Below are 25,413 nucleotides of genomic sequence, written 5' to 3' on the forward strand. Positions count from 1 at the left end.
CATGGGCGCCTAGGTTTTCCAGGTGTAGGGGCCTGACTTCGTAGGGTGTGTCGCGCGCACCAATGCCAATGCCTGGTGCGCACGGCGCACCCTACCTACGCAATGTCACGCTTACCCAGGTGTGCCATGCAACACGCAATTGGGACGAGCCAATAAAAAAGCCCCGCACGGGGCGGGGCTCGGGTGACGCGGCGGGATTACAAGCCGGCAGCGGCGCGCAGGTCGGCGGCCTTGTCGGTTTTTTCCCAGGTGAACGCGGTGAAGGTGTCGGCACCGTAGCTCATTTCCACCGGGTTGCGACCGAAGTGACCATAGGCCGCAGTGGGCAGGTACATCGGGTGCAGCAGGTCGAGCATCTTGGTGATCGCGTACGGGCGCAGGTCGAAGTGCTCGCGCACCAGCTGAACGATCTTGCTGTCGCTGATCTTGCCGCTGCCGAAGGTGTTGATCGAAATGGAGGTCGGCTGGGCCACGCCGATGGCGTAGGACACCTGAATTTCGCAACGCTCGGCCAAACCGGCGGCGACGATGTTTTTGGCCACGTAACGGCCCGCGTAGGCAGCCGAGCGGTCGACCTTGGATGGATCCTTGCCGGAGAACGCGCCGCCGCCGTGGCGCGCCATGCCGCCGTAGGAGTCAACGATGATCTTGCGTCCGGTCAGGCCGCAGTCGCCCACTGGGCCGCCGATCACGAAGTTGCCGGTCGGGTTGATGTGGAACTGGGTGTCCTTGTGCAGCAGTTCGGCCGGGATCACGTGCTTGACGATCAGCTCCATGACGCCTTCGCGCAGGTCTTCGTATTTGACTTCCGGGTTGTGCTGGGTGGACAGCACAACGGCGTCGATGCCGACCACCTTGCCATTCTCGTAGCGGCAGGTGACCTGGGATTTCGCATCCGGGCGCAACCACGGCAGCAGGCCGGACTTGCGCGCCTCAGCCTGGCGCTCGACCAGCGCGTGGGAGAAGCGGATCGGCGCCGGCATCAGCACGTCGGTTTCGTTGCTGGCGTAGCCGAACATCAGGCCCTGGTCGCCGGCGCCTTGATCTTCAGGGCGCGAACGGTCGACACCCTGGTTGATGTCCGGGGATTGCTTGCCGATGATGTTGATGATGCCGCAGGTGGCGCCGTCGAAACCGACTTCCGAGCTGTTGTAGCCGATGTCGATGATGACCTTGCGCACCAGTTCTTCCAGGTCGACCCAGGCAGATGTGGTGACTTCGCCAGCGATCACTGCCACGCCGGTCTTCACCAGGGTTTCACAGGCTACGCGGGCGTGCTTGTCCTGGGCGATGATGGCGTCCAGCACCGCATCGGAAATCTGGTCGGCAATCTTGTCGGGATGGCCTTCGGACACGGACTCGGAAGTGAAGAGGGAGTATTCGCTCATCGATCGGTTTTCCTATTGTTACCGGTGGGTGAGTGGGCCTTGCGAGTAGTCTCGTGGGCCGCTGTGTTATCGGGTTTGGCGAAGTGCCGCACCTGTATCTGGAAACCATTGCGCAGACCGACGTACAGGCTTTCGCTGGGTGTCAGCCCGGCGGCGACGGCCCAGCGGGCCAGGTCTTCCTGTTCGAAGCCTAGCCAGAAATCGCCGCAGGCTTGTCGGGCCCAGCTCTGGTTGTGGCTGCACAGTTCGGTGATCAGCAGGCTGCCACCGTTGTTGATCCGCTGCGCGAGCTGTTTGATCGCATCGGCTGGTGCGGCGAAATGGTGCAGCACCATGTTCAGCACGATGCAATCGGCAGCCGGGTACTCGTCATTCAAGGCATCGGCCAGTTGCAGCGCAACGTTAGTCAGACCGTCCTGTTCGCAGCGTGCGCGCGCCAGTTCGAGCATGGCCGGGCTGTTGTCCAGCGCGACGACCTGGGCAAAACGACGGGCAAGCTCGGGCAGAAAGCCGCCATCGCCTGGGCCGATTTCCAAGGCCGTTGCCTGGCTGGAAAAGCCCAGCGAGTCGAGCACCGCCAGCACGCTGTCGCGGTACTGCGGTAGGCCGGCGATCAGGTCCTGCTGGGCCTGGAAGCTGGCCGCGGTGCGGGCGAAGAAATCCTGGCTGGCCGCGGCGCGTTGCGCATGCACCTCGGCGATGCGGCCGTGGACGTCCGCCGGCAGCTGCAGACGATCCACTTCATCCAGCAACGCACCATGCAGAGTGCCGCCCAGTTGCTCGCTCTGCGCCAGGGCACGGCGGTAGAAGATCGCATTGCCTTCGCGGCGGGTCGCCACCAGACCGGCCTGGGCCAGCACCTTCAGATGGTGGCTCATGCCTGATTGACCGGTGGCGAAAATCTGCGCCAGTTCCAGTACGCCGAACGAGTCGTTGCTCAAGGCGCGCAACACGTTGAGACGCAGCGGATCGCCGCCGGCCTTGCACAGGGCGGCGAGCTCGTCAGCAGGCTCGAAACGGAGGTGGGGTACGCGCATGTTCATAAGGCGCGCAGTCTAGTCGGTCATTTTTCATACAGCAATACCAATATCAAAAAGTTTTGATATTGCCTTTCGCCACGCTGCGCGCGGCAAATTCCCGGAAAATAGGGCTCTTGCGACTATCTGTCATTGCCCCAGCGGCCATCGGTGGGCGAAAATGGCCGTCTTTTTTCGACCCGCTGCTGCCAAGTAGCCCCGCAGGAGATTCAGTGATGCCCAGCCGTCGTGAGCGCGCCAATGCTATTCGTGCCCTGAGCATGGATGCCGTGCAGAAAGCCAACAGCGGCCATCCCGGTGCCCCGATGGGCATGGCGGATATTGCTGAAGTGCTGTGGCGTGACTACCTCAAGCACAGCCCGAGCAACCCGAATTTCGCTGACCGCGACCGCTTCGTGTTGTCCAACGGCCACGGTTCGATGCTGATCTATTCGCTGCTGCACCTGACCGGTTACGACCTGGGCATCGACGACCTGCAGAATTTCCGCCAGCTGCACAGCAAGACCCCGGGTCACCCCGAGTATGGCTACGCCCCCGGCGTGGAAACCACCACCGGCCCGCTCGGCCAGGGCATCGCCAATGCGGTGGGTTTCGCCCTCGCCGAAAAGATCATGGCGGCGCAGTTCAACCGCGACGGCCACAGCATCGTTGACCATTTCACCTATGTGTTCATGGGTGATGGCTGCATGATGGAAGGCATTTCCCACGAAGTCTGCTCGCTGGCCGGAACCCTCGGCCTGGGCAAGCTGATCGCCTTCTACGACGACAACGGCATCTCCATCGACGGCGAAGTGCATGGCTGGTTCACCGACGACACGCCGAAGCGCTTCGAGTCCTATGGCTGGCAGGTGATTCGCAATGTCGATGGGCATGACGCCGAAGAGATCAAGATCGCCATCGAGACCGCACGCAAGAGCGCTCAACCGACCCTGATCTGCTGCAAGACCATCATCGGCTTCGGCTCGCCGAACAAGCAGGGCAAGGAAGAAAGCCATGGCGCGGCGTTGGGTCATGACGAGATCGCCCTGACCCGCGCGGCGCTCGGCTGGAACCACGCGCCTTTCGTCATTCCCGCCGACATCTATGCCGAGTGGGATGCCAAAGAGGCCGGGGTTGCCGTTGAAGCCGACTGGAACCAGCGTTTCGCCGCCTACAGTGCAGCCTATCCTGAGCTGGCCAACGAATTCGTGCGCCGCATGGCGGGCGAGCTGCCGGCGGACTTCGCCGAGAAAGCCTCGGCGTTTATCCGTGACGTCGCGGAAAAAGGCGAAACCATCGCCAGCCGCAAGGCCAGTCAGAATTGCCTGAATGCCTTCGGCCCGCTGCTGCCGGAACTGCTCGGCGGCTCGGCCGACCTGGCGGGCTCCAACCTGACCCTGTGGAAAGGTTGCAAGGCGGTGGTGCAGGAAGATGCCTCCGGTAACTACATGTATTACGGCGTCCGCGAGTTCGGCATGAGCGCGATCATGAACGGCGTGGCCCTGCACGGCGGTCTGGTGCCGTATGGCGCGACCTTCCTAATGTTCATGGAGTACGCGCGCAACGCCGTTCGCATGTCGGCGCTGATGAAACTGCGCGTGCTCTACGTGTTCACCCACGATTCCATCGGCCTCGGCGAAGACGGCCCGACCCATCAGCCGGTCGAGCAACTGGCCAGCCTGCGCATGACGCCGAACCTGGACACCTGGCGCCCGGCCGATGCCGTGGAAGCCGCGGTGGCCTGGAAATACGCCATCGAGCGCAAGGATGGCCCGAGCGCACTGATCTTCTCGCGGCAGAACCTGCCGCATAACCTGCGCGATCACGAGAAAGAAAGCGCCATCGCCCGTGGCGGTTACGTGCTCAAGGGCTGCGAGGGCGAGCCGGAGCTGATCCTGATCTCCACCGGCTCGGAAGTCGGCCTGGCGATCCAGGCCTATGACCGCCTGGCCGAACAGGGCCGCAAGGTGCGCGTGGTGTCGATGCCTTGCACCAGCGTGTTCGATGCCCAGGACGCGGCATACAAGCAGTCGGTGCTGCCGGTGGAGGTGGGGGCGCGTATCGCCATCGAGGCGGCCCATGCCGACTATTGGTACAAGTACGTCGGCCTCGACGGTCGGATCATCGGCATGACCAGCTTCGGCGAGTCGGCGCCGGCGCCGGCGCTGTTCGAGCATTTCGGCTTCACCGTCGAAAACGTTCTGGAAACCGCTGCAGAACTGCTCGACACCTGAGTGAGAACGACGCCGTAAGGTGGATCGGGGCGCGTAGCCGACGCTCTTTCATCCACCGTTACACAGCCGGTGGATCAATCAAGCGCGATCCACCCTACGTTCATCCGAGATATCCGATGTCCAAGCGCCCCTATCGAATTGCCCTCAACGGTTACGGTCGCATCGGTCGGTGCGTATTGCGCGCGCTGCACGAGCGCGGCGCCGGAGCGCGGCTGGAGATCGTCGCGTTGAACGATTTGGCCGATCAGGCCAGCATCGAATACCTGACGCGCTTCGATTCCACCCATGGGCGTTTTCCTGGTGAGGTGCGCGTCGACGGCGACAGCCTGCATATCAATGGCGACTGCGTGAAGGTGCTGCGCGAGGCGACGCCGGAAGGTATCGACTGGGCGGCGCTGACCATCGACCTGTTGCTCGAATGTTCCGGCCAGTACACCAGTCGTGCGGATGCCGAGCGCTTTCTCGCCGCCGGTGCGCCGCGTGTGCTGTTTTCGCAGCCGATGGCCAGCGAGGCGGACATCGACGCCACCATCGTCTACGGGGTCAACCAGCATGCGCTGTCCGGCACCGAACTGCTGGTCTCGAACGCCTCCTGCACGACCAATTGCGGGGTGCCGCTGCTCAAGCTGCTCAACGAAGCGATTGGTCTTGAGTATGTGTCCATCACCACCATTCACTCGGCGATGAACGATCAGCCGGTGATCGACGCCTACCACCACGAAGACTTACGCCGCACGCGCTCGGCCTTTCAGTCGGTCATTCCCGTGTCCACCGGCCTGGCGCGCGGAATAGAGCGCCTGCTTCCGGAACTCTCGGGACGAATCCAGGCCAAAGCGATACGCGTGCCGACGGTCAACGTCTCGTGCCTCGACATCACCCTGCAAACTTCCCGTGATACCAGTGCGGAAGAAATCAATCGGGTGCTGCGCCAGGCCGCCGAAACCGGGCCGTTAAAAGGATTGCTTGCCTACACGGAGTTGCCCCATGCCAGTTGCGATTTCAACCACGACCCGCACTCGGCCATCGTCGATGGCAGCCAGACCCGTGTGTCCGGCCCGCGTCTGGTCAATCTGCTGGCCTGGTTCGACAACGAATGGGGCTTTGCCAATCGCATGCTTGATGTCGCCGAACACTTTCTCGCTGTATCCCCCTTATCCACTTCAACCAGCCCCTTGAAGGACTGATTTCATGACCGTTCTGAAGATGACCGACCTCGATCTCACAGGTAAGCGCGTATTGATCCGCGAGGACCTCAACGTGCCGGTAAAAGACGGCGTGGTGAAGAGCGACGCGCGCATCCTCGCCTCCCTGCCGACCATCAAGCTGGCACTGGAGAAGGGTGCTGCGGTGATGGTCTGCTCGCACCTGGGCCGCCCGACCGAGGGCGAGTTCAGCGAAGAAAACAGCCTCAAACCCGTAGCCGACTACCTGAGCAAGGCGCTGGGCCGCGACGTCCCGCTGGTGGCGGATTACCTGAACGGTATCGAGCTCAAGGCCGGCGAGATCGTGCTGTTCGAGAACGTGCGCTTCAACAAGGGCGAGAAAAAGAACGCTGACGAACTGGCCCAGCAATACGCCGCGCTGTGCGACGTGTTCGTGATGGACGCGTTCGGCACCGCGCACCGCGCCGAAGGTTCGACCCATGGCGTGGCCAAGTTCGCCAAGGTTGCCTGCGCCGGCCCGTTGCTGGCCGCCGAACTGGACGCCCTGGGCAAGGCGCTGGGTAACCCAGCTCAGCCGATGGCGGCCATCGTCGCCGGTTCCAAGGTGTCGACCAAGCTCGACGTGCTGAACAGCCTGAGCCAGGTGTGCAATCAGCTGATCGTCGGTGGCGGCATTGCCAACACCTTCCTCGCCGCTGCCGGTTTCCCGGTGGGCAAGTCGCTGTACGAGGCGGATCTGGTCGACACCGCCAAAGCCATTGCGGCCAAGGTCAGCGTGCCGTTGCCGGTGGATGTGGTGGTGGCCAAGGCCTTCGCCGAAGACGCCGAAGCCACCGTCAAGCTGGTGGCCGATGTGGCTGAAGACGACATGATTCTGGATATCGGCCCGCAAACCGCGGCGCAGTTCGCCGAGCTGCTGAAGTCGTCGAAAACCATCCTGTGGAACGGCCCGGTCGGCGTGTTCGAGTTCGACCAGTTTGGTAACGGCACCAAGGTCCTGGCCGAAGCCATTGCTGACAGCTCGGCATTTTCGATTGCCGGCGGTGGCGACACCCTGGCCGCCATCGACAAGTACGGCGTGGCCGACCGGATCAGCTACATCTCCACCGGCGGTGGCGCGTTCCTTGAGTTCGTCGAAGGCAAGGTGCTGCCCGCCGTCGAGGTACTGGAACAGCGCGCCAAATAACCTGGCGGTGTGACGCGGGTTGCCGTTTTCGCCTGGAGATAAAACCTTGTCGTTGATGGACGGTCTTTAACTCAACTCACAAGGGAGTAACTGTCATGCGAAATAGCGCCATTGTATGGATGTTATGCGTTGGTCTGGCTGGTTGTGCCGGAGGTTCTGCGAGCAACCCGGCCTGTGAGGTGTTCAGCCCGGCCGAGATCGATCTGCCCACCACGCAGAACGACCAGCGGGTTGAAGACCAGAGCACAGGCGATGCGACTGCTACCTCGGGGGCGCAAGATTGTTGAATGCAGCCATGGGTAAAGTGATCAAGGTCGCCAAGTCGCTGATGATGTGCGCGCTGCCGGTCTTGCTGGCCGGTTGCGCGAGCCAGCCGCCTGCGCAGTGGACGCGCTGGGTGTGCGACAGCGGTGCCCAGGTGTTCTGGCGCTTTACCGACAGCGAGATGGAGCGGGTGGATGTACGCCTGGGCGAAAAAGGCGCCGTCCACCACCTCAAGCAGGAACCCTCGGGGTCTGGCGAGCTGTACGGCGATGGGCGCCTGTCCTTCCACACCAAGGGCGAGCAAGGCTTGGTGTACTGGACCGCCACCGATGATCTGATCGGTCGCGGCTGCACAGCGCAATGATTCGACGGTCCGGGCCCTGCCCGGCCTGTCACGCAATGTCCCGGCTGGTCCGGGTAAATGATTGAGCCCCGCGAAGTCCTTGGGGGTGGGCAGGCCAGCCGGCTTTCCCGCAATACTTGAATAGCGCCTGCCCGTGCGGCAGGCTTGCACGATTAACGACCTCCAACCGGGAGAAAGGAAACCATGGCACTTATCAGCATGCGCCAGATGCTCGACCACGCCGCCGAATTCGGCTACGGCGTGCCGGCCTTCAACGTCAACAACCTCGAGCAAATGCGCGCCATCATGGAAGCGGCGGATAAAACCGACTCCCCGGTGATCGTTCAGGCTTCCGCCGGTGCCCGCAAATATGCCGGTGCACCGTTCCTGCGCCACCTGATCCTGGCGGCCATCGAAGAATTCCCGCACATTCCGGTGTGCATGCACCAGGACCACGGCACCAGCCCTGACGTCTGCCAGCGTTCGATCCAGTTGGGCTTCAGCTCGGTGATGATGGACGGCTCGCTGAAAGAAGACGGCAAGACCCCGGCCGACTACGACTACAACGTCCGCGTGACCCAGCAGACCGTGGCCTTCGCCCACGCCTGCGGTGTGTCGGTGGAAGGTGAGCTGGGTTGCCTGGGCAGCCTGGAAACCGGCATGGCCGGCGAAGAAGACGGCGTTGGCGCGGAAGGCGTGCTGGATCACAGCCAGATGCTCACCGATCCGGAAGAAGCCGCCGACTTCGTCAAGAAGACCCAGGTGGATGCCCTGGCCATCGCCATCGGCACCAGCCACGGCGCTTACAAGTTCACCAAGCCGCCGACCGGCGACATCCTCGCCATCGACCGTATCAAGGAAATCCACAAGCGCATCCCCAACACCCATTTGGTGATGCACGGCTCGTCCTCGGTGCCGCAGGATTGGCTGGCGATCATCAACGAGTACGGTGGCGACATTAAGGAAACCTACGGCGTGCCGGTCGAAGAGATCGTCGAAGGCATCAAGTACGGCGTGCGCAAGGTCAACATCGACACCGACCTGCGTCTGGCCTCGACCGGTGCGATCCGCCGCTTCATGGCGCAGAACCCGAGCGAGTTCGACCCGCGCAAGGTATTCGCCCAGACCGTCACGGCCATGCGCGATATCTGCATCGCCCGTTACGAGGCCTTCGGCACTGCTGGCAATGCGTCGAAGATCAAGCCGATCTCGCTGGAAGGCATGTTCCAGCGGTACGCGAAAGGCGAACTGGCTGCCAAGGTCAACTAGGCCTTGAGCGCGACATAAAAAAACACCCTGCGAGCCTGGCTTCGCAGGGTGTGAAAGTCCCGCCCCGAGCCCGCCGACAAGGCGGGCTTTTTGCTTCTTACTGAACGGCCAGTGCGCGGTGCTCGGCTTCGAGCTTGTAGAAGGTGGCGCTGCCAGCTTCGGTTTCGTAGCCACTGTTGTCCTGTGGGTAGACACCGGCCTTGAAATACAGGTCTTTCGGTGCCCAGGTGGAGTCCAGGCGAGTCGACCATTTGATTCCGTTCACATTCACCCCCAGGGTGCCCTTTGGCGTCAGGTGAATGTTGTAGGTGAAGCGCTCGTTCAGATCGATACCGGTCGCGACGGTGTAGACCTGGGTTGCCCCGGCAGGGGTCAGGCGTACTTTGGCGACGATGTTGCCGGTGCCGGTGGACTTCAGCTGATACTCAAGCTTGAGCATCGGCTGGGTGCTTTTATGGGCATGGATCTGGCCGATGACGATCTTGCCGGTCGATGGCACCTGGGTTACCCGCAGCGCTGCGCGCAGGAAGTTATCGGCGCTGGCGTATTTCCAGTTGCGCAGCTTGCCGTCTGCGAACGTCTCGCGCAGCTCGCTGCGTGGGTAGCTGGCGCTTGGGGTGGTGGTGCCGTTGACCGGTGCCCAGAAGATCACGTTGCCAGACGCGGTCTTGAAGTAATGATCCTGATAGCCGCCTACCAGCATCGGGGTTTCAATGGTGGCAGCAGGAATGCCGACAGGGATGGAGAGGTTCCAGGTAGCGAGGTCGATCATGACTAAAGTTCTCTACGAGAGCTTCCAGTCGGGGGCATATCTCATCCACGAGTCAGTAGTTGTTACTTCGGCATTCCGGCCTGTGCACACGAGCTAAAAGTAGGTTTCAGTTTTGGCGTTATGCCGTAGTTGCGGGGGCTTAATGCTGTCCCGTTGGTGTGCTTTATACGTCCCGGCTGGAGGGTTGTTAATACCCAAAAGTCGTTTTGTTGGCGTCAAAAAAATGATGTTTTTTGATTTTGAGATCACGGCGCCAGTAGCGTGGGCTGAACTGAAAATTGTCGGACAAAAGCGATGGCTTGATGGATAAGGAATTTTTTCCTGAGCGGGGCGTCAGTTTTTTGAAAAAAGTCGTCGAAATGCCTCTAGCTAGCGGGTTTGGCATCCGACGAGTGGTAGCAAAAAAATCCGTTTTTTTGAGCTGATTTTATCGATTTAGCGGTTTTTGCAAGAATGCTCAGGTGACTTCTGAGCATTTTTTGTCTGCTCTAACCCTCGATTAGCAGATGGCCCGCTCGGCAAGGGTCAACAAACCCGTCGCAGTGAGCTATTCACGCTTATTTAGCCTTTGGCAAAACCTGGTAAAACACCTGCACCGATCAGCATAAGCGCCTGAGCCATACTGGCGCCCACCGTTTAGCCCTTGTCAGTCAGGAGGTGTCTGATGCCGAGCAAGATGCACACCCTGCGGTCGTTCGTGCTGGCCGTGTTGCTGGCAACCGTACTGGGTACCGTTTTGCAGACCCAGTTCAACCTGGCAATGCTGGAGGCGCTGGGCGCGCCTATCCCGTTAGCCGTGCGTCTGCATACCAGCGGCCTGGATCTGCTGGGCTTCAGCCCGACCTTCGGGCTGCTGGTGCTGCTGGGGTTCAGCCTGGCGTTGCCGGTGGCGGCACTGGCGAGCCGCGCGCTGCCCAGGACGCGTGGGGTCATGTTTGCGCTGGCTGGGGCGGTGGCGATTCTGCTGGCGCTGATGCTGGCCAACGCCCTGGCGCCCATGCCTACCCTGATCGGCGCCAATCGCAGTGTTGCCGGCACCCTTGCGTTGATGGCCAGTGGCAGTGCCGGCGCGCTGCTGTTTGCGGTACTGGGCCGTCGCGCCAGCCTGGCGCAGTCATAAGCTGATCATTCAATCCCTGGTTATAAGGCAGGCGTCATGTTGAAGCCCTCCCGCGTTGTGCTCGCCGCCGGCCTGCTGTGCAGCAGCCTGGTTCAGGCACTGGACTACCGTATCGAAACCGTAACCGAGGGGCTTGAGCATCCCTGGTCACTGGCGTTTCTCCCGGGCGGGAAGATGTTGGTCACCGAGCGAGTGGGTCGTCTGCGCCTGATCGAACGGGACGGCAGTCTGGCTCCCGCCCCTGTTGATGGGGTCCCCGAGGGCTTTATCGCGGCGCAGGCCGGTTTGATGGAAGTTGCGGTCGATCCGGAATTCGCCAGCAACCAGTTCATCTACCTGAGCTACGCCTATGGCAGCGCCGACGCCAACAACACCCGGCTGGCTCGCGGACGGCTGGTCGATGGTCAACTGCGCGACGTGCAGGTGCTGTTCAGCGCGCAGCCCGCCAAAGCAGGCGCTGCGCATTACGGCGGGCGTATCGCGTTTCTGCCGGACAACACCCTGGTGCTGACCCTCGGCGACGGGTTCGACCTGCGCGAACAGGCCCAGGACCTCGGCAATCACATCGGCAAGACCGTACGCCTCAACCGTGATGGCAGCGTACCGGCGGACAATCCGCTGGTGGGTCAGGCCGGTGCCGCGGCGGAAATCTACAGCCTCGGCCACCGCAACGTGCAGGGGATCGTCCACGACGCCCAGTCGGGACGGCTCTATAGCCACGAACATGGCCCCCGCGGCGGCGACGAGCTGAACCTGATCGAGCCCGGCAAGAACTACGGCTGGCCGCTGATCACCTTCGGCATCGACTACACTGGCGCGCGTATTTCGCCCTACACCGGGCTGCCTGGGCTCGAACAACCGCTGCTGCACTGGTCGCCTTCGGTAGCGCCTTCGAGTCTGACACTGTATCGCGGCGCGCTGTTTCCGGAGTGGCAGGGCGATCTGTTTGCCAGCACCCTGGCGGAACGTAGCGTTCGCCGAATCCGTCTGAAGGACGGCATGCTGGCAGGCGAAGAGGTGCTGTTCGAAGAGCTGGAGGAGCGCATTCGCGATGTCCGCGCTGGTCCCGAGGGCGCGCTCTATCTGCTCACCGACAGCCCTGAAGGTCGCTTGCTGCGGGTTCTGCCTGCGGGCTCGTGACGTCTGCGGCATACTGGCGCGATCTTCAGCTGCGCTAACCGCGATGCCATGACGCCGCTTAAATACCTGCAGGGCTACCCTGTATCGTTGCAAGAGCAGATTCACCGGTTGATCGCCCAGGACCGCCTCGGCGATTACCTGGCGCAACGCTATGCCGGCAAACACGACGTGCAGAGCGATAAGGCGCTGTATGCCTACACCCTGGCGCTCAAGCAGGAGCACCTGAGGAATGCGGCGAATATCGATAAGGTCCTGTTCGACAACCGCCTCGACCTGAACCATCGGGCACTCGGGCTGCACACGGCAATCTCTCGGGTACAGGGTGGCAAGCTGAAAGCCAAGAAGGAGATCCGCGTTGCGGCCCTGTTCAAGGATGCCGCGCCGGAGTTTCTGCAGATGATCGTGGTGCACGAATTGGCGCACCTGAAAGAGTCCGATCACAACAAGGCGTTCTACAAGCTCTGCGAGTACATGCTGCCTGGTTATCACCAGATCGAGTTCGACCTGCGCGTTTACCTGACCTGGCGCGAGCTGCAGGGGCGCTCCGCGACCTAGCCAGCGAGGCTCAACAGACCCGCAGCACCTCGTATGACTGCTGGCTGCTGCCGATTTGAACCTGCACCTCATCGCCGGCATTGCAGCCCAGCAAACGCTGGCCCAGCGGCGCGCGCGGGCTGATCACCATGATGTCCTGATCGTCCTGCTGCAGTTTGAGGCCGGCGCCGTCCGGGCCGAGAAACAGGCACTGTTCGCCGCCGCGCGCGTCGGCGAGCCAGACCAGCGAGGTGAGCTGAATGCCGCGCTGCTCATCGAAGGGCCGCAGCACCAACTGCTGCCAAGCCGCGAGCGCCTGCTGGATTTCCTCAACCCGCCGCGCCTGCCCGGCAGCGAGGTAGGAAGCCTCCAGGCCAAGGGTGTCGTATTTGTTCTCCGCTATATTCTCTTCGTGGGTCGCCGCCTCGTAGGCAGTCAGCGCGGCACGCTCCGCTTGGGCGAGGTCGGCGTGCAGTTTTTCCAGCACCAGTTGCTGAAGACGGGATTTGTTCACGGGAAAGGGCCGAGGTTCGGGAATGCGGATTGTCGGTGATAGCCTGCACCTTTGCACCAATGTCTAGTGTCGCCAGGGCGATTTGACTGGGCATGCTGCCGGACGGCCAATCAGAGGAGTTGAAGATGGATTTACTGCGTTCGATAGGGTTTTTGTTCTTGTTCGTAGTGGTGCCGCTAGGCGCCATGCTGGCCAACTTCCCCGGCCCGATTGCGCATTGGTTGAGCGAGCTGTTCGGCTTTACCGTCACCCGTGGCAACCTCGGCGCGGCTTTTCTGTTGGTGACGGTCATTTGCCTGAAGGTCGACCTGACCCGGCGCCGCCGCGCCCAGGCGCGCTCCGCAACCATCTAGGTGCTGCAGGCGCGCCGCTGCGCTTGAGGCGAGCCATACAAACCTGCCCCATCCGGGCCGATAGTGGTAAAGTCGCGCGCAACTTTTCGTGCGTTGTCGGTCAGGTTGATCGGCATCAGCAGGCTTGAGCCCGAGTGGTTGAAGTCGCGCACGGTTTTCAGGAAGGTCGCGTGCAAGGTGAGCGAAAGCTGCTTGCACCATCGCGCTCCATCGCGCGACCGCACCTAGTCGACTTATCAGTCCCGGAATCACGTAATGCTTGCCAATCTGATCGAATTCGCCACTACCCATTTTGTTTTGAGCGGGATATTCGTCCTGCTGCTCGCGCTGCTCGCATTCACTGAATTGCGCAAAGGCGGTCAGAGCCTGAGCAGCCGCGAGCTGACCGCGCTGATCAACAGCGACCAGGGCGTAGTGCTGGACATCCGCGGGCAGAAGGATTTCTCCGCCGGCCATATCGTTGGCGCCCTGCACATCCCCTACGAAAAAATCACCGCGCGCATGGCAGAGCTGGACAAGCACAAAGGCAAGACCATCATCGTGGTCGACGCCATGGGCCAGCACGCTGGTGCCGTCAGCCGCGATCTGAAAAAGGCCGGCTATAACGCCGCCAAGCTGTCCGGCGGAATCGCCAGCTGGCGTGGCGATAATCTGCCTGTGGTGAAATAGCATGCAGAGCGTCGTCATCTACTCCAGCGACTGGTGCCCTTACTGCATTCGCGCCAAGCAGTTGCTGGCCAACAAGGGCGTGGCGTTCGAAGAAATCAACGTCGACGGCAAGCCCGCGGTACGTGCCGAGATGACCCGCAAAGCACAGCGCACCTCGGTGCCGCAAATCTGGATCGGCGACACCCACGTCGGTGGTTGCGACGACCTTTATGCCCTGGAGCGCGCCGGCAAGCTTGACGCGCTGCTGAAGGCTTAATCCATACCCTCTGTGTCATTAAATAAGAAGGCTTTGCCATGACTGAACAAGCTAGCAACGGCGCCGCTCAGGGCGAACAGAACCCACAGTTTTCCCTGCAGCGCATCTACGTGCGTGACCTGTCTTTCGAAGCGCCGAAGAGCCCTGAGATCTTCCGTCAGGAGTGGGCGCCTAGCGTGGCGATGGACCTCAACACTCGGCAGAAAAGCCTGGATGGCGACTTTCATGAAGTGGTGCTGACTCTCTCGGTTACCGTCAAGACCGGTGAAGAAACTGCCTTTATCGCCGAAGTTCAGCAGGCCGGTATCTTCCTGATCAAGGGTCTGGATGCCGCGTCGATGAGCCACACCCTGGGCGCGTTCTGCCCGAACATCCTCTTCCCCTATGCCCGCGAAACGCTGGACAGCCTGGTCGTCCGTGGCTCGTTCCCGGCATTGATGCTGGCGCCGGTAAACTTCGATGCGCTGTATGCGCAGGAGCTGCAGCGCATTCAGCAATCCGCCGAAGCGACGCCCGTTCAGTAAGGGTGGCCGCTGCATGAAAAAGCGCGCTGCGGGGCGCTTTTTTTATGGTTGGTGGCACAGCCGTAAAGGGTTTATTCCATGGCAAAAGCGTGTTGGCGCCACGCTTCGAATACCACCACCGCAACGGCGTTCGACAGGTTCAGGCTGCGGCTCTCCGGCCGCATGGGCATGCGCAGGCGCTGTTCGTCCGGAATTTGTGCAAGCAGATCGGCCGGCAGGCCACGACTTTCGGGCCCGAACAGCAACAGGTCGCCACGGCGGTACGTCGTTTGCGCATAGCTATTACTGGCTTTTGTAGTAAATGCCAATATCCTGTCAGTAGCGGTGTCCGTGATACAGTCCGCTAAACTTTGATGGCGTTTTAATGTCGCGTATTCGTGGTAATCCAGCCCGGCACGGCGCAAGCGTTTATCGTCCAGCTCGAAACCCAACGGCTCGATCAGGTGTAACTGGCAGCCGGTGTTGGCACAAAGGCGGATGATATTGCCGGTATTCGGGGGAATCTCGGGCTGAAACAAAACGACATGGAACATTGATCATGCTCATGGAGAGGGCCAGGCTAGAGTTTACAGTGTGATGCCGTTGTCGTTCGCCCTAAGGCGACAAGGGTGATGCGGTGAAGACGGGGAGCACGACTTGGTGTGGTTCACTCGAAAAAAAATAAGAAACGAAGGTCAGTTAGGTATCGAGATCGGGCCGGAAGGCATTGCCCTGGCACGCGTGATCCGGACGCCTGGTGAGGCTGCGCAATTGCTCGATTGTGAGTTCCGCGCGGCCGCTCCCGACCAGCAGGCCGCTGCTCTGAAAGCTCTGGTTGCAGACTTGGGACTCGCAGGCCTGCCGGTCAATCTGGTATTGCACCCGGCCACCTATCAAATGCTGTTGCTCGACAGCCCCGATATTCCCGCCGAAGAGCTGCGCGACGCGATGCGTTGGCGCATCAAGGAACTGATCAGCGAGCCGCTGGATCAAGTCGTCGTCGATGCGTTCGCCCTGCCCACCGATGCCTATCGCGGCCGTTCGCGCATGGCGTACTGCGCGGTGCTCGGCAAAGCCAATATGCTGCGCTGGGACGAACTGATGCGTCAGGCAGGGCTCGTGCTGTCCAGCATCGACGTCACCGAAATGGCCTTTCGCAACCTCGGTCTGCTGGCCGGCGCCGAGGGCATGAACGTGGCGGTGCTGCGGCTGCGTTCCAGCGAGGGGCTGATCTGCGTGCAGCACGGCGCGGACCTTTACATGGCGCGTCGCATTGAGCATGGCCTGGAGCAGGCCGGTCAGGAGTTCTCCACCGTCACCCTGGAAATTCAGCGCTCCCTCGATTACTTCGAAAGCCAGTTGGGCAAGGGCTATATCAATCGATTGCTGTTGCTGCCGATGAAGCGCGATGGCGCCACTGCGTTGCAGGCGCTGGGCAGCGGATTGGCCGTCAAGCTGCAGGCGCTGGATCTGCGCGAGCTCTTTGTCGATCAGCCCGCCGCCGACCTGGACGAGCCCCAGCAGGCCTACTGCATCGCCGCCGTTGGTGCTGCGCTGCGCGAGGAGTCGCGCTGATGCAGAACCTCAACCTCTATCAACTCGAACGCACCCGTAGCAGCGGCCCGCAGCGCTCGCACATGCTCCTGGGGCTGGTGGCGCTGCTGCTGGTCTGCGCGCTGCATGCCGGCTGGCAGGCATGGCAGTTGCGCCAAGGCGCTGCGCTGCTGGCGCAGACGGAAGCCAATGCGCAGCAACAGGAAGCGCTGCTGCAGGCGGCCAAGGCCAGTTTCGTCGAGCCGCAGCTGGATACCGATCTGCCTGCTGAGTTGTCCGCCCGCGAAGCCGAGAACCAGCAGCTGCAACGCATGATGGGCTACCTGCAACTGCTCGCCAGTCAGCGCAACGTCGGTTTCGTCGCGCCGCTGCAGGCATTGGCCGACCATCACCCGCCGAGCGGGCTCTGGTTGACGGCGATCACCCTCGGCGCCGGCGGCACCGAGATGCGCTTGCAGGGCCGCAGCCAGAACCAGGAATTGCTCCCGCAATACCTGCAACTCCTTAGCGGGAGTCCGGTATTCCAGGGGCGCGAGTTCGCCCGTTTCGATGTTGAACGGGGCGACGATCAGTTGCTGCGGTTCGACCTGTCCTCCCGCGTCAAGGACGAGGAAAGCGCCGATGAATAAGTGGCTGTTGCGCTGGCAGGGCATGGCGCCCCGTGAGCAATGGATGGGTTATGTGATCGCCCTGGTGTTGCTGGGGTGCTTTATCTGCTGCTCGTCGGTGATCCGCTGGCCGCTCGGCTGGCCAAGCAGCAAGCCAGTTTCCAGCTTGCCGAGGCGCGGCGGCTTGAGGCTGAAAGCGCCATCGCCGCCTTGCAGGCCCAGCTCGCGGCCGACCCGAATCAGCAATACCGCAGTGCCCTGCTGGCCGCTGCGACCAATCGCGAAGAACTGATTCGGCAGATCGACGAGAACACCGCGGCACTGGTAACCCCCGAAAAAATGCGCGCCGTGCTGGAAGACCTGTTGCGCGCGCAGCCGAGCCTGCGGCTGATCGGCTTGAACAGCTACAGCGAGCCCGTTGAATTACGCGGTGTGCCCAGTGCGTCTACCGCCGCGGACGAAACGCCAGCGGTCGCGCCGGTGACCCTGTATCGCCACGGCGTGCGTCTGCAGCTCGAAGGCGGCTATTTCGATCTGCTGACCTACCTGCAGGCCATTCAGGGCACCGAGTGGACGCTGAATTGGGACAGCCTCGATTACCAGGTCGGCGAAGCCGGGCCTGCGCGGGCGAAGATCAGCCTGCAGCTGTATACCTTGAGTCGTCAGGCGGGGTGGGTCGGTGTTTAAAGTGCTTTTGTTCAGCCTGTTGTTTTGCGGCTTGGCTCACGCCCAGGGCGTCGACCCGACGCTGCCGCCGGCAAATCTGTTGCCAGCCCCTGATGCCAGTGGCGAGAGCGAGGCGCCGTTGGTCCTGCAAGCGATCCTGCGCAGTGCCAGCGGCAACCGCGCGACCATTGGCGGCGAGCGCCTGAGTGTCGGCGATGTGCATGCCGGCGCTCGCATAGTGGCGATCTACCCCCATGCCGTATTGATTGAGCGCCAGGGCCAGCGTGAGCTGTTGCGCCTGGCTGAACCCGTTATGCAACCGAGCCGATGATGCCCATGATGCCGAACCTTCTACCGCGCCTCGGCCTGCTGGGGCTGGTCAGCCTACTGAGTGCCTGCCAGACCTTCACCGATGGTGACAAGCAACTGTACGAGCAGAGCGGCAAGCTGCTCGATGAGAGCCTGCAGCAGGCGCAAACCAAGGTGTTGCCGCCGCTATCGGTGCAGGCCGCGCTGATCCCGCCCATGAGCACGATGACCCCGAGCGGCGGCCCGCGCTTCGATGTGGCGGCGATCGACATGCCGGCTCAGGAATTCTTCCTCAGCCTGATGGACGGCGCCGGACAGAACCTGGTGGTGCATCCCGAGGTCGACGGCACTATCACGTTCAGCCTGCGCCGGGTCACCCTGGATGAGGTGCTGGCCGCGGTGCGCGACAGCTACGGCTATGACTACCGCCGCACCACCTACGGTTATCAGATTCTGCCCAACCGGGCGATCACCCGCAGCTACGACCTCAATTACCTGAACCTGCAGCGCCTTGGTCAGACCGACACCCGGGTCAGCTCGGGGCAGGTCGAAAGCAATTCCGACAGCGACAGCGGCAGTAACAACGGCGATAACGGCAGCTCGGGCAACGACAGCTCGGTCAGTACCGTCAATGCCAGTCAGGTGATTACCACCAGCGACGTCGACTTCTGGCGTGAAGTGCAGCAGGTGGTGACCATGATCGTCGGCAGCGAGGAGGGCAACAGCGTTGTGGTCAACCCGCAGGCGAGCATGCTGGTGGTGCGCGCCAACAGTGCCGATCAGGAAAACGTGTCGCGCTTTCTCCAGCAGGCCCAGCGCAACCTGCAGCGCCAGGTGATCCTGGAAACCAAGATTCTCGAAGTGGAACTGTCCGACGGCTTCCAGGCGGGCATCAGCTGGGATCAGATCGGTGGCGATGTCAGCACTGGTTTGGACGGTGATGCACTCAGTGGGCCGACGGGTATCGGTGGGGTGTTCAGCGGCGTGCTCACCCTGGGCGATTTCACCGGGTTGATCCAGTTGCTGGAAACCCAGGGCGAGGTGCGGGTGCTGTCCAGCCCGAGAATATCCACGCTGAATAACCAAAAGGCGGTAATCAAGGTCGGCACGGACGAGTTCTTCGTCACCGAAGTGTCGTCGAGCAACTCCACTACCACGGCCGCTGGCATTACCGAGCCGACCCAGGACATTACCCTGACGCCGTTTTTCTCCGGCATCTCGCTGGACGTGACGCCGCAGATCGACCAGAGCGACAACGTCACCCTGCATATCCGCCCAACCGTCAGCCGGGTGCGCGACCAGAACAAGGTGATCACCCTCGGTGAAGACAACGTCTTCAACCTGCCGCTGGCGCTGTCCACCACCCGGCAGTCCGACTCCATCGTGCGCGCCCGCAGCGGCCAGGTCGTGGTGATCGGCGGCCTGCTGCAGAACAGCAACGAAAACACCGACGCGGAAATTCCCTGGGCGGGCAGCCTGCCGCTGGTGGGCAACCTGTTCAAACAGCAGCGCAAGGCCCTGCGCAAAAGCGAACTGGTGATTCTGGTGCGCCCTCAGGTGGTCAGCGATGAAGTCTGGCTGGACGAACTGCGCAAGAGCGCCGAAACCTTTTCGGAGCTGAGATAAGCGATGTATGAAGCCTTCTTCGGGCTCAGTGAAAAGCCCTTCGCGTTGACGCCGAACACTGGTTTTCTGGTGCAGTTGGCTCCCTACCAGGCGTGTCTGAACATGCTGCGCGTGGCCCTGGGCGAAGGCGAAGGGTTCATCAAGATCACCGGCGAAGTAGGCACCGGCAAGACGCTGCTGTGCCGCACCCTGTTGCATGAGCTGGAAGGGGAGCGTTACCAGGTCGCCTATTTGCCCAATCCTGGTCTGAACCCGGCTGGCTTGCGCCAGGCGCTGGCGCGTGAGCTGCACGTCAAGGACCTGGATGCAGCCAACGTGCTGGAAGCGCTGCACCGACGCCTGATCGAGCTGGCCGGCGCAGGCAAGAGCACAGTGGTGCTGATCGACGAGGCCCAGGCCCTGCCGCACGAAACCCTGGAAGCGCTGCGCCTGCTGACCAACCTGGAAACCCAGCAGGCCAAATTGCTGCAGGTCGTGTTGTTCGGCCAGCCGGAACTGGACCAGACCCTGGCACGCAACGAGTTTCGCCAGTTGCGCCAGCGCATCACCTTTTCCTACCGCCTGCGCCCACTGGATTTCAAAGACACCACGCGCTACGTGCAAGAGCGTCTGGCGGTGGCCGGCTATCGAGGCGAGCCGCTATTCGCCGCCTCGGCGGTGCGCCGGCTGGTACGCGGCAGTGGCGGCATACCGCGGCTGCTCAACGTGCTCGCACACAAGGCGCTGATGGCGGCATACGGCGAAGGGCGCCGGCAGGTTACGGCCAGCCATGTGCGCCGTGCGCAACTGGACACCGAAGGTGCCGAGCCGTTTCTGCAGCGCAGCTCGCCATTGTGGCGACGGCTGGGCTGGGGCCTGCTGGCGGGCAGCGTGTCGCTGCTTCTGCTGCTCGGTGTCTGGCCCTGGCTGCTGGAATGGCGGGAGATGCTGCCATGAGCCTGGTCAACGACATGCTGCGTGACCTCGAGCAGCGCCGCGCCGCGCCGACCGAGCGCCTGCAACTGGACGGCTTGTACGCCGTCGATGAAGCCGCGGCGGCGCGTCGTGAACGCATCGAGCGGATTCGCCGTGGCTCGATCTGGTTCATGGCCGTGATTCTGATCGCAGTGCTGATTGGGGTGATGATTGGCCGCGTGGTGCAGATGATGTCGCCCGAGCCAGCCGCCGCTGTCGATCAACCCGTGCAGCTGCCGGTTATGCAAGCGCCGGCGCAGCTGCTCGACGTGTTACCGCAACACGATGACCGCGGCCTGATCCTGCAGCTGCTGCTCGACCGCTCGGTGGCCTATCAGCGCACCGAAGAAAGCGGCGCGGTGAGTTTGCGTCTGACCGGCGTACAGATGGCCGGCGAAGCGCAGCGCGGCCATGTGCGGCGCGAAGGCAGCAGTTTCTCCTGGCGAGTCGAGGGGCGTGGCGATGACGTTCAGGTATTACTGGTCGGCCTCGGCGACAGCCTCGAGGTGCGCGACCGGCTTGAGCCTGCGGGTGATCGCTGGCTGCTCTGGATCGAAGTGCCGATAAGCCCGACTGCGACGGAGCTTGACCAGCCCCTGCCGTTGGAGCAATTGCCGGCGGCCAGCGTGGACAGCGAAGCCAGCATGCCGGCTTGGGTCAGCGCCCCGGTGGCGCCGGCAGAACCCGCAGCAGCGCCGGCTTCTCCTGAGCCGCCTGCGCCTGCTAAAGCTCCCGCGCGTGTGCCGGGACCGGCCCAGGTGAAGATCGCGCCCTACCAACCCGATGCCATGACTCTGGCGCGTCAGGCCATGCAGGAGGGCGATTACCCGAGCGCGATTCGCCAGCTGGAAGCATTGCAGACCACCCGCGCGCAGGACCCGGAAGTCCTGCGCTGGCTGGCGCGTGCCTACCTAGCCAGCGGCGATCAGGCGCGCCTGCTCGCCTGGTTGCCGGCGCAACTCGAGCGCGTGCCCCATGACAGCGAGCTGCGTTTGCTGCTGGCCCGCGCGCAATTGCTCGCCGGGGATACCCGCACCGCTGTCGCGACCCTGGAACGCAACGCGCCACCGGTGACCCGGGAGCCGACCTACCACGCGCTGCTGGCGGCCAGCTATCAGCAGACCGAACAGTGGCGTGAAAGCGCAGCGCTTTACCAGCGCCTGATCGAGTTGCGCCCGGCGCAGTCGACCTGGCAACTGGGCCTGGCGATCGCCCTGGAGCAACTGGATCAGCCGGCCGCCGCTGGTCGTCATTACCGCCTGGCCCTGCAAGGGTCGGGGCTGGACGACAGCGCCAGGCGCTTCGCCAGCGAACGCGCAACTGCGCTGGGAGAACGTTGATGGCCGAAGGTGACGTACGGCAGAACAAACTGCGCCTGGGCGACCTGCTGATCCAGGCGGGGCTGCTCAGTGACCTGCAACTGCAGCAGGCGTTGCAGGAACAGAAACGCAGCGGCTCCAAGCTTGGCCGCACGGTGGTCGACCTGGGCTTCGTCGATGAGGTGCGGCTGCTCACGGCGCTGTCCGAACAGCTGAAAATCCCCTTTATCGACCTCAAGCATTTCAAGTTCGACAACGCCCTCGTGCAAACCCTGCCTGAGGCGGTGGCGCGGCGCTTCCGGGTGATCGTGCTGTCACGCGAAGACGGCGGCCTGCGGGTCGGCATGTCCGATCCGCTTGACCTGTTCGCCCTCGATGAGATGGAGCGCATCCTCAAGGCCCGCGTGCACCCGGCGGTGGTCCGCGAAGCGGAATTGCTGGCGACGCTGGACACCGTATACCGGCGCACCAGCCAGATCGCCTCGATTGCCGGCGAGCTTGAAGGCGAGCTCAAGGACAGTGACTTCGACCTGTCCAAGCTGGGTGCCGACAACAATACCGAAGCACCGGTGGTGCGCCTGCTGCAGACATTGTTCGAAGATGCGGTGCAGATGAAGGCCTCGGACATCCATATCGAGCCCGACGAAGGCGTGGTGCGCATCCGTCAGCGCATCGACGGCGTGCTCAACGAACAGGTGATGAAGGAGGCGCGGGTCGCCTCGGCCCTGGTGATGCGCCTGAAGATCATGTCCGGCCTGGATATTTCCGAAAAACGCCTGCCCCAGGACGGGCGCTTCAATATCCGGGTCAAGGGGCGTGCCATTGATGTCCGGGTCTCGACCATGCCGGTGCAGTTCGGCGAGTCGGTGGTGATGCGTCTGCTCGACCAGACTGGCGGTGTTTCCAGCCTCGACGGCAGCGGCATGCCGCCGGACATGCTGGTGCGCTTCCGTCGCCTGCTGCAGCGCCCGTTCGGCCTGGTGCTGGTGACCGGCCCGACCGGCTCGGGTAAGACCACCACGCTGTATGCCGGGCTGTCTGAACTGAACAGCCCGGAGAAAAAGATCATCACCGTGGAAGACCCGGTGGAATATCGCCTGTCGCGGGTCAACCAGGTGCAGGTCAACGCCAAGATCGACCTGAGTTTTGCCCGCGTGCTGCGCGCCGCCCTGCGTCAGGACCCGGACATCGTGCTGATCGGCGAGATGCGCGATCAGGAAACCGCGGAAATCGGCCTGCGTGCGGCGCTGACCGGTCACCTGGTGCTGTCCACCCTGCACACCAACGATGCGTTGACATCCGCCATGCGCCTGGTCGACATGGGGGCAGAACCGTTTCTGGTGGCCACCGCCTTGAACGCGGTATTGGCCCAGCGCCTGGTGCGCCGGGTCTGCGAAAACTGCATGGAAGACCACGCCGCCGATCCGCGCCAACTGGCGTGGCTGGAGGCGCTGCATGGCAAGCCACTGATCGAGCGCACCTTCAAGCGCGGGCGCGGCTGCCATCGCTGCCACAACACGGGATATGCCGGGCGCGTGGGGGTGTACGAACTGCTGGAAATGGACGAGAACATGGTCGCTGCGCTGCGCCGCAACGATCCCCAGGCATTTGCCGAGGCGGCGCAGGTCAGTGCCCACTACCGGCCGCTGGCCGCCTGCGCGCTGGACTATGCCCTGGCCGGCGTCACCAGCGTCGAGGAAGTGCTGAAGGTCTGCGCGACGCTCACCGACGAGGTGGTTGCCTGATGTATCCGGGCTACAGGAGCTGTGTAGGGTGGATGACGCTTTTTTCATCCACCAGGGCAGTCGGTGGATGGATGAGGTGTCAGCTACGCGCCCCGATCCACCCTACAAGATCGCCGGCCTTGCTGTGAGGGCGTTATTGCCATGAGCCAGTTCCGCTACACCGCGCGCGATGCCCAGGGCGGCAAGATCACCGGTAGCCGCGAAAGCGCCTCGGCTGACAACCTGGCCAGCGAGTTGCTGGCGGAAAAGATCACCCCGATCCAGATCGAGGAGCTGGCCCAGCAAAGCAGCGAGGATGTGCTCGCCAGCTTCAAGGAAATGCTGCGCAAGAAGAAGGTGGAGCTCGACGAGCTGATCATCTTCTGCCGGCAGATGTACAGCCTGAGCAAGGCCGGCGTGCCGATCATCCGCGCTATCGGCGGCCTGGCCGAATCCCATCGCAATCAGTTTTTCCGCGAAGTGCTGCAAGAGGTGCGCTCGGACCTCGAAGGCGGCATGAGCATGGCGGTCTCGCTCAACGCCCACCCCAAGGTGTTCAACACCTTGTTTATCAGCATGATCAGCGTCGGCGAAAACACCGGCCAGCTCGACCAGGCATTCAAGCAGTTGTCCGGCTACCTGGAGATGGAGCGCGAGACGCGCAAGCGGATCAAACAGGCGACTCGCTATCCGCTGTTCGTGATGTCGGCCATGGCGGTGGCGTTGGTGGTGATCAACATGTTCGTGATCCCGGCGTTCGCCAAGGTGTTCGAGCAGTTTCGTGCCGAGTTGCCATTGCCCACGCGCATCCTGATCGGCACCTCGGAGTTTTTTCAGAATTACTGGTGGCTGATGCTGATCCTTCTGGTCGGCTCGATTTACGGCTTTCTACGCTGGAAGCAGACCGAAGCGGGCGAGCTCAAGTGGGACCAGATCAAACTGCGCCTGCCGATCGTGGGCGGGGTATTCGAGCGCATCGCGCTGGCCCGTTTCACCCGCACCTTCGCGATGATGTACCGCGCCGGCGTACCGCTGCTGCAAACCCTTTCGATCAACAGCGCCACCGTTGGCAATCGCTACATCGGCCGCGCGATTCTCGGCATGCGCGAAGGCGTGGAGCGCGGTGAAGCGCTGACCAGCACCGCGTCGGCCAGCGGCCTGTTCACCCCGCTGGTGCTGCAGATGGTGGCGGTGGGTGAGGAGACCGGCGCGCTCGACGACCTGTTTATCGAGGTGGCGGATTTCTACGAACAGGAAGTGGATTACGACCTCAAGCAATTGGCCGATGCGATAGAGCCGATCCTGATCGTCGCCATGGGCGTTCTGGTGCTGATTCTGGCTCTCGGCGTGTTTCTACCGATGTGGGAGCTGTCCTCGGCGGCGAAAGGTGGGGGATGAGCCCAGACTATGGCGTCGATGATCAGGTTCGCCTAACGCGACGCTGGGGCTGGGCCCTGAGTAGTGTGATGGCGTTGCTGATCGTGCTGGCAATGGCCTGGAAAATTGCCCAGGTCAGCGAGGCCCGCGCAATGCAGGCGACGCGTGAATACCTGGCGACCAGCCTGAATAGCCTGGTCGCTGAAAGTGTGGCGAAGAACCAGGCGCTGGATAGCGACTGGGCGAAAACCAATCCGTTCGTCCTACTGCGTTGGCAGCAGGACAACTACTGCGGCGAACTGGCCGCAGGCAACGAACCGCAGCGGGGCTGCTGGCACTGGCTACCTGCAAAAGCGTGGGTGGTCTACAGGACGCAATTTGCCGACGGATGGCTGATGGGGCAGGGTGAAACGCAGGCGTATCGGCTGGTGGCGATTAGCGACAAATTGCCAACTGGTTCACACTTGCTGCAGGCCGTCTCTGCACTCGAACTGGAAGCGGTACCTGACGTGGAACTGGCCGCGCAGGGTTGGTTAGGCAATTGAGGAAACA

Annotated in this window: 28 protein-coding genes; 22 read left to right on the plus strand and 6 right to left on the minus strand. The window is 62.5% G+C overall.

Translation table 11 applies throughout. The features are described 5' to 3' along the window. Positions 1 to 197: 197 nt before the first annotated feature. The gene (gene metK, locus ACX0MV_RS02380) at positions 198 to 1,388 is read right to left on the minus strand and encodes a methionine adenosyltransferase (RefSeq protein WP_458980891.1); all 1,191 of its coding nucleotides are present in this window, start codon (positions 1,386 to 1,388) and stop codon (positions 198 to 200) included. Then, positions 1,385 to 2,431, minus strand: a complete 1,047-nt coding sequence (locus tag ACX0MV_RS02385; protein ID WP_458980892.1) for an ArsR/SmtB family transcription factor — start codon at positions 2,429 to 2,431, stop codon at positions 1,385 to 1,387. Before ACX0MV_RS02385 ends, metK begins: the two co-directional genes overlap by 4 nt. 209 nt (positions 2,432 to 2,640) lie before the next feature. On the opposite strand from ACX0MV_RS02385, the gene tkt reads away from it, so the two are divergent. The 5 genes from tkt to fba all read left to right on the plus strand — a co-directional run bounded on the left by tkt (position 2,641) and on the right by fba (position 8,863). Beyond that, a complete protein-coding gene (gene tkt / locus ACX0MV_RS02390) occupies positions 2,641 to 4,638 on the plus strand; it encodes a transketolase (protein WP_458980893.1) in 1,998 nt (665 codons plus the stop codon). A 116-nt stretch (positions 4,639 to 4,754) separates the two neighbouring features. Continuing rightward, positions 4,755 to 5,822, plus strand: a complete 1,068-nt coding sequence (gene epd / locus ACX0MV_RS02395) for an erythrose-4-phosphate dehydrogenase (RefSeq protein WP_458980894.1) — start codon at positions 4,755 to 4,757, stop codon at positions 5,820 to 5,822. A 4-nt stretch (positions 5,823 to 5,826) separates the two neighbouring features. Next, positions 5,827 to 6,987 carry a phosphoglycerate kinase gene (locus ACX0MV_RS02400; RefSeq protein WP_458980895.1) on the plus strand — a complete coding sequence of 387 codons (1,161 nt, stop codon included), beginning with the start codon at positions 5,827 to 5,829 and terminating at the stop codon, positions 6,985 to 6,987. 295 nt (positions 6,988 to 7,282) lie between these two features. Beyond that, complete coding sequence (locus ACX0MV_RS02405; protein WP_458980896.1) at positions 7,283 to 7,615, plus strand: MliC family protein; 333 nt, start codon at positions 7,283 to 7,285, stop codon at positions 7,613 to 7,615. A 183-nt stretch (positions 7,616 to 7,798) separates the two neighbouring features. Further along, positions 7,799 to 8,863, plus strand: coding sequence for a class II fructose-bisphosphate aldolase (fba, locus tag ACX0MV_RS02410; RefSeq protein WP_458980897.1), 1,065 nt, complete (start codon positions 7,799 to 7,801; stop codon positions 8,861 to 8,863). A gap of 97 nt (positions 8,864 to 8,960) precedes the next feature. On the opposite strand, the gene ACX0MV_RS02415 is transcribed toward fba, so the two are convergent. Next, complete coding sequence (locus ACX0MV_RS02415) at positions 8,961 to 9,635, minus strand: polysaccharide lyase family 7 protein (protein WP_458980898.1); 675 nt, start codon at positions 9,633 to 9,635, stop codon at positions 8,961 to 8,963. A 664-nt stretch (positions 9,636 to 10,299) separates the two neighbouring features. Here ACX0MV_RS02415 and ACX0MV_RS02420 point away from each other — a divergent pair. From ACX0MV_RS02420 to ACX0MV_RS02430, 3 genes are read left to right on the plus strand one after another with little or no spacing between them, the layout of a single operon-like run. Beyond that, positions 10,300 to 10,755: a hypothetical protein gene (locus ACX0MV_RS02420; protein WP_458980899.1), complete on the plus strand. Its 456-nt coding sequence runs from the start codon at positions 10,300 to 10,302 to the stop codon at positions 10,753 to 10,755. A gap of 36 nt (positions 10,756 to 10,791) precedes the next feature. Beyond that, on the plus strand, positions 10,792 to 11,895 hold the full coding sequence (locus tag ACX0MV_RS02425; RefSeq protein ID WP_458980900.1) for a PQQ-dependent sugar dehydrogenase: 1,104 nt from the start codon (positions 10,792 to 10,794) through the stop codon (positions 11,893 to 11,895). A 48-nt stretch (positions 11,896 to 11,943) separates the two neighbouring features. Then, on the plus strand, positions 11,944 to 12,450 hold the full coding sequence (locus ACX0MV_RS02430; RefSeq protein WP_458980901.1) for a YgjP-like metallopeptidase domain-containing protein: 507 nt from the start codon (positions 11,944 to 11,946) through the stop codon (positions 12,448 to 12,450). 10 nt (positions 12,451 to 12,460) lie between these two features. Here ACX0MV_RS02430 and ACX0MV_RS02435 read toward each other — a convergent pair whose 3' ends face one another. Continuing rightward, on the minus strand, positions 12,461 to 12,943 hold the full coding sequence (locus ACX0MV_RS02435) for a GreA/GreB family elongation factor (RefSeq protein ID WP_458980902.1): 483 nt from the start codon (positions 12,941 to 12,943) through the stop codon (positions 12,461 to 12,463). Positions 12,944 to 13,068: 125 nt separating this feature from the next. Between ACX0MV_RS02435 and ACX0MV_RS02440 the strand changes: the two genes are divergently transcribed. Beyond that, on the plus strand, positions 13,069 to 13,296 hold the full coding sequence (locus tag ACX0MV_RS02440) for a hypothetical protein (RefSeq protein WP_458980903.1): 228 nt from the start codon (positions 13,069 to 13,071) through the stop codon (positions 13,294 to 13,296). Here the strand turns inward: ACX0MV_RS02440 and ACX0MV_RS02445 are convergent. Further along, positions 13,293 to 13,472, minus strand: coding sequence for a hypothetical protein (locus tag ACX0MV_RS02445; protein WP_458980904.1), 180 nt, complete (start codon positions 13,470 to 13,472; stop codon positions 13,293 to 13,295). The genes ACX0MV_RS02440 and ACX0MV_RS02445 overlap by 4 nt on opposite strands. 79 nt (positions 13,473 to 13,551) lie before the next feature. Here ACX0MV_RS02445 and ACX0MV_RS02450 point away from each other — a divergent pair, with 79 nt between their 5' ends. From ACX0MV_RS02450 to secB, 3 genes are read left to right on the plus strand one after another with little or no spacing between them, the layout of a single operon-like run. Then, the gene (locus tag ACX0MV_RS02450) at positions 13,552 to 13,965 is read left to right on the plus strand and encodes a rhodanese-like domain-containing protein (protein WP_458980905.1); all 414 of its coding nucleotides are present in this window, start codon (positions 13,552 to 13,554) and stop codon (positions 13,963 to 13,965) included. 1 nt (position 13,966) lies between these two features. After that, positions 13,967 to 14,221: a glutaredoxin 3 gene (gene grxC / locus ACX0MV_RS02455; RefSeq protein WP_458980906.1), complete on the plus strand. Its 255-nt coding sequence runs from the start codon at positions 13,967 to 13,969 to the stop codon at positions 14,219 to 14,221. Between the two features lie 38 nt (positions 14,222 to 14,259). Then, positions 14,260 to 14,745 (plus strand): protein-export chaperone SecB, encoded by a 486-nt coding sequence (gene secB / locus ACX0MV_RS02460; RefSeq protein WP_458980907.1) that lies wholly within the window; start codon positions 14,260 to 14,262, stop codon positions 14,743 to 14,745. A 71-nt stretch (positions 14,746 to 14,816) separates the two neighbouring features. Here the strand turns inward: secB and trmL are convergent, their stop codons facing one another. Then, positions 14,817 to 15,278, minus strand: a complete 462-nt coding sequence (gene trmL, locus ACX0MV_RS02465; RefSeq protein ID WP_458980908.1) for a tRNA (uridine(34)/cytosine(34)/5-carboxymethylaminomethyluridine(34)-2'-O)-methyltransferase TrmL — start codon at positions 15,276 to 15,278, stop codon at positions 14,817 to 14,819. 106 nt (positions 15,279 to 15,384) lie between these two features. Between trmL and ACX0MV_RS02470 the strand changes: the two genes are divergently transcribed. The 10 genes from ACX0MV_RS02470 to ACX0MV_RS02515 all read left to right on the plus strand — a co-directional run bounded on the left by ACX0MV_RS02470 (position 15,385) and on the right by ACX0MV_RS02515 (position 25,406). After that, complete coding sequence (locus tag ACX0MV_RS02470; RefSeq protein ID WP_458980909.1) at positions 15,385 to 16,299, plus strand: MSHA biogenesis protein MshI; 915 nt, start codon at positions 15,385 to 15,387, stop codon at positions 16,297 to 16,299. After that, complete coding sequence (locus ACX0MV_RS02475) at positions 16,299 to 16,907, plus strand: PilN domain-containing protein (protein WP_458980910.1); 609 nt, start codon at positions 16,299 to 16,301, stop codon at positions 16,905 to 16,907. Before ACX0MV_RS02470 ends, ACX0MV_RS02475 begins: the two co-directional genes overlap by 1 nt. Positions 16,908 to 16,946: 39 nt before the next feature. Further along, on the plus strand, positions 16,947 to 17,573 hold the full coding sequence (locus ACX0MV_RS02480) for a type II secretion system protein GspM (protein ID WP_458980911.1): 627 nt from the start codon (positions 16,947 to 16,949) through the stop codon (positions 17,571 to 17,573). Beyond that, the gene (locus ACX0MV_RS02485) at positions 17,566 to 17,883 is read left to right on the plus strand and encodes a Type II secretory pathway component (protein WP_458980912.1); all 318 of its coding nucleotides are present in this window, start codon (positions 17,566 to 17,568) and stop codon (positions 17,881 to 17,883) included. Before ACX0MV_RS02480 ends, ACX0MV_RS02485 begins: the two co-directional genes overlap by 8 nt. An 8-nt stretch (positions 17,884 to 17,891) precedes the next feature. After that, entirely contained in the window at positions 17,892 to 19,487 is a 1,596-nt protein-coding gene (locus ACX0MV_RS02490) for a secretin N-terminal domain-containing protein (RefSeq protein WP_458980913.1), read from the plus strand. A 3-nt stretch (positions 19,488 to 19,490) separates the two neighbouring features. Beyond that, positions 19,491 to 20,423: an ExeA family protein gene (locus ACX0MV_RS02495; RefSeq protein WP_458980914.1), complete on the plus strand. Its 933-nt coding sequence runs from the start codon at positions 19,491 to 19,493 to the stop codon at positions 20,421 to 20,423. Next, positions 20,420 to 21,781, plus strand: a complete 1,362-nt coding sequence (locus tag ACX0MV_RS02500) for a tetratricopeptide repeat protein (protein ID WP_458980915.1) — start codon at positions 20,420 to 20,422, stop codon at positions 21,779 to 21,781. The genes ACX0MV_RS02495 and ACX0MV_RS02500 overlap by 4 nt, the downstream gene beginning before the upstream one ends. Then, positions 21,781 to 23,505 (plus strand): GspE/PulE family protein, encoded by a 1,725-nt coding sequence (locus tag ACX0MV_RS02505; protein WP_458980916.1) that lies wholly within the window; start codon positions 21,781 to 21,783, stop codon positions 23,503 to 23,505. Before ACX0MV_RS02500 ends, ACX0MV_RS02505 begins: the two co-directional genes overlap by 1 nt. 141 nt (positions 23,506 to 23,646) lie before the next feature. Continuing rightward, complete coding sequence (locus ACX0MV_RS02510; RefSeq protein WP_458980917.1) at positions 23,647 to 24,882, plus strand: type II secretion system F family protein; 1,236 nt, start codon at positions 23,647 to 23,649, stop codon at positions 24,880 to 24,882. Positions 24,883 to 24,950: 68 nt separating this feature from the next. Beyond that, positions 24,951 to 25,406 (plus strand): hypothetical protein, encoded by a 456-nt coding sequence (locus ACX0MV_RS02515; protein WP_458980918.1) that lies wholly within the window; start codon positions 24,951 to 24,953, stop codon positions 25,404 to 25,406. The last annotated feature ends 7 nt before the right edge of the window (positions 25,407 to 25,413 follow it).

The organism is Pseudomonas cistanchae (genome assembly GCF_054483635.1).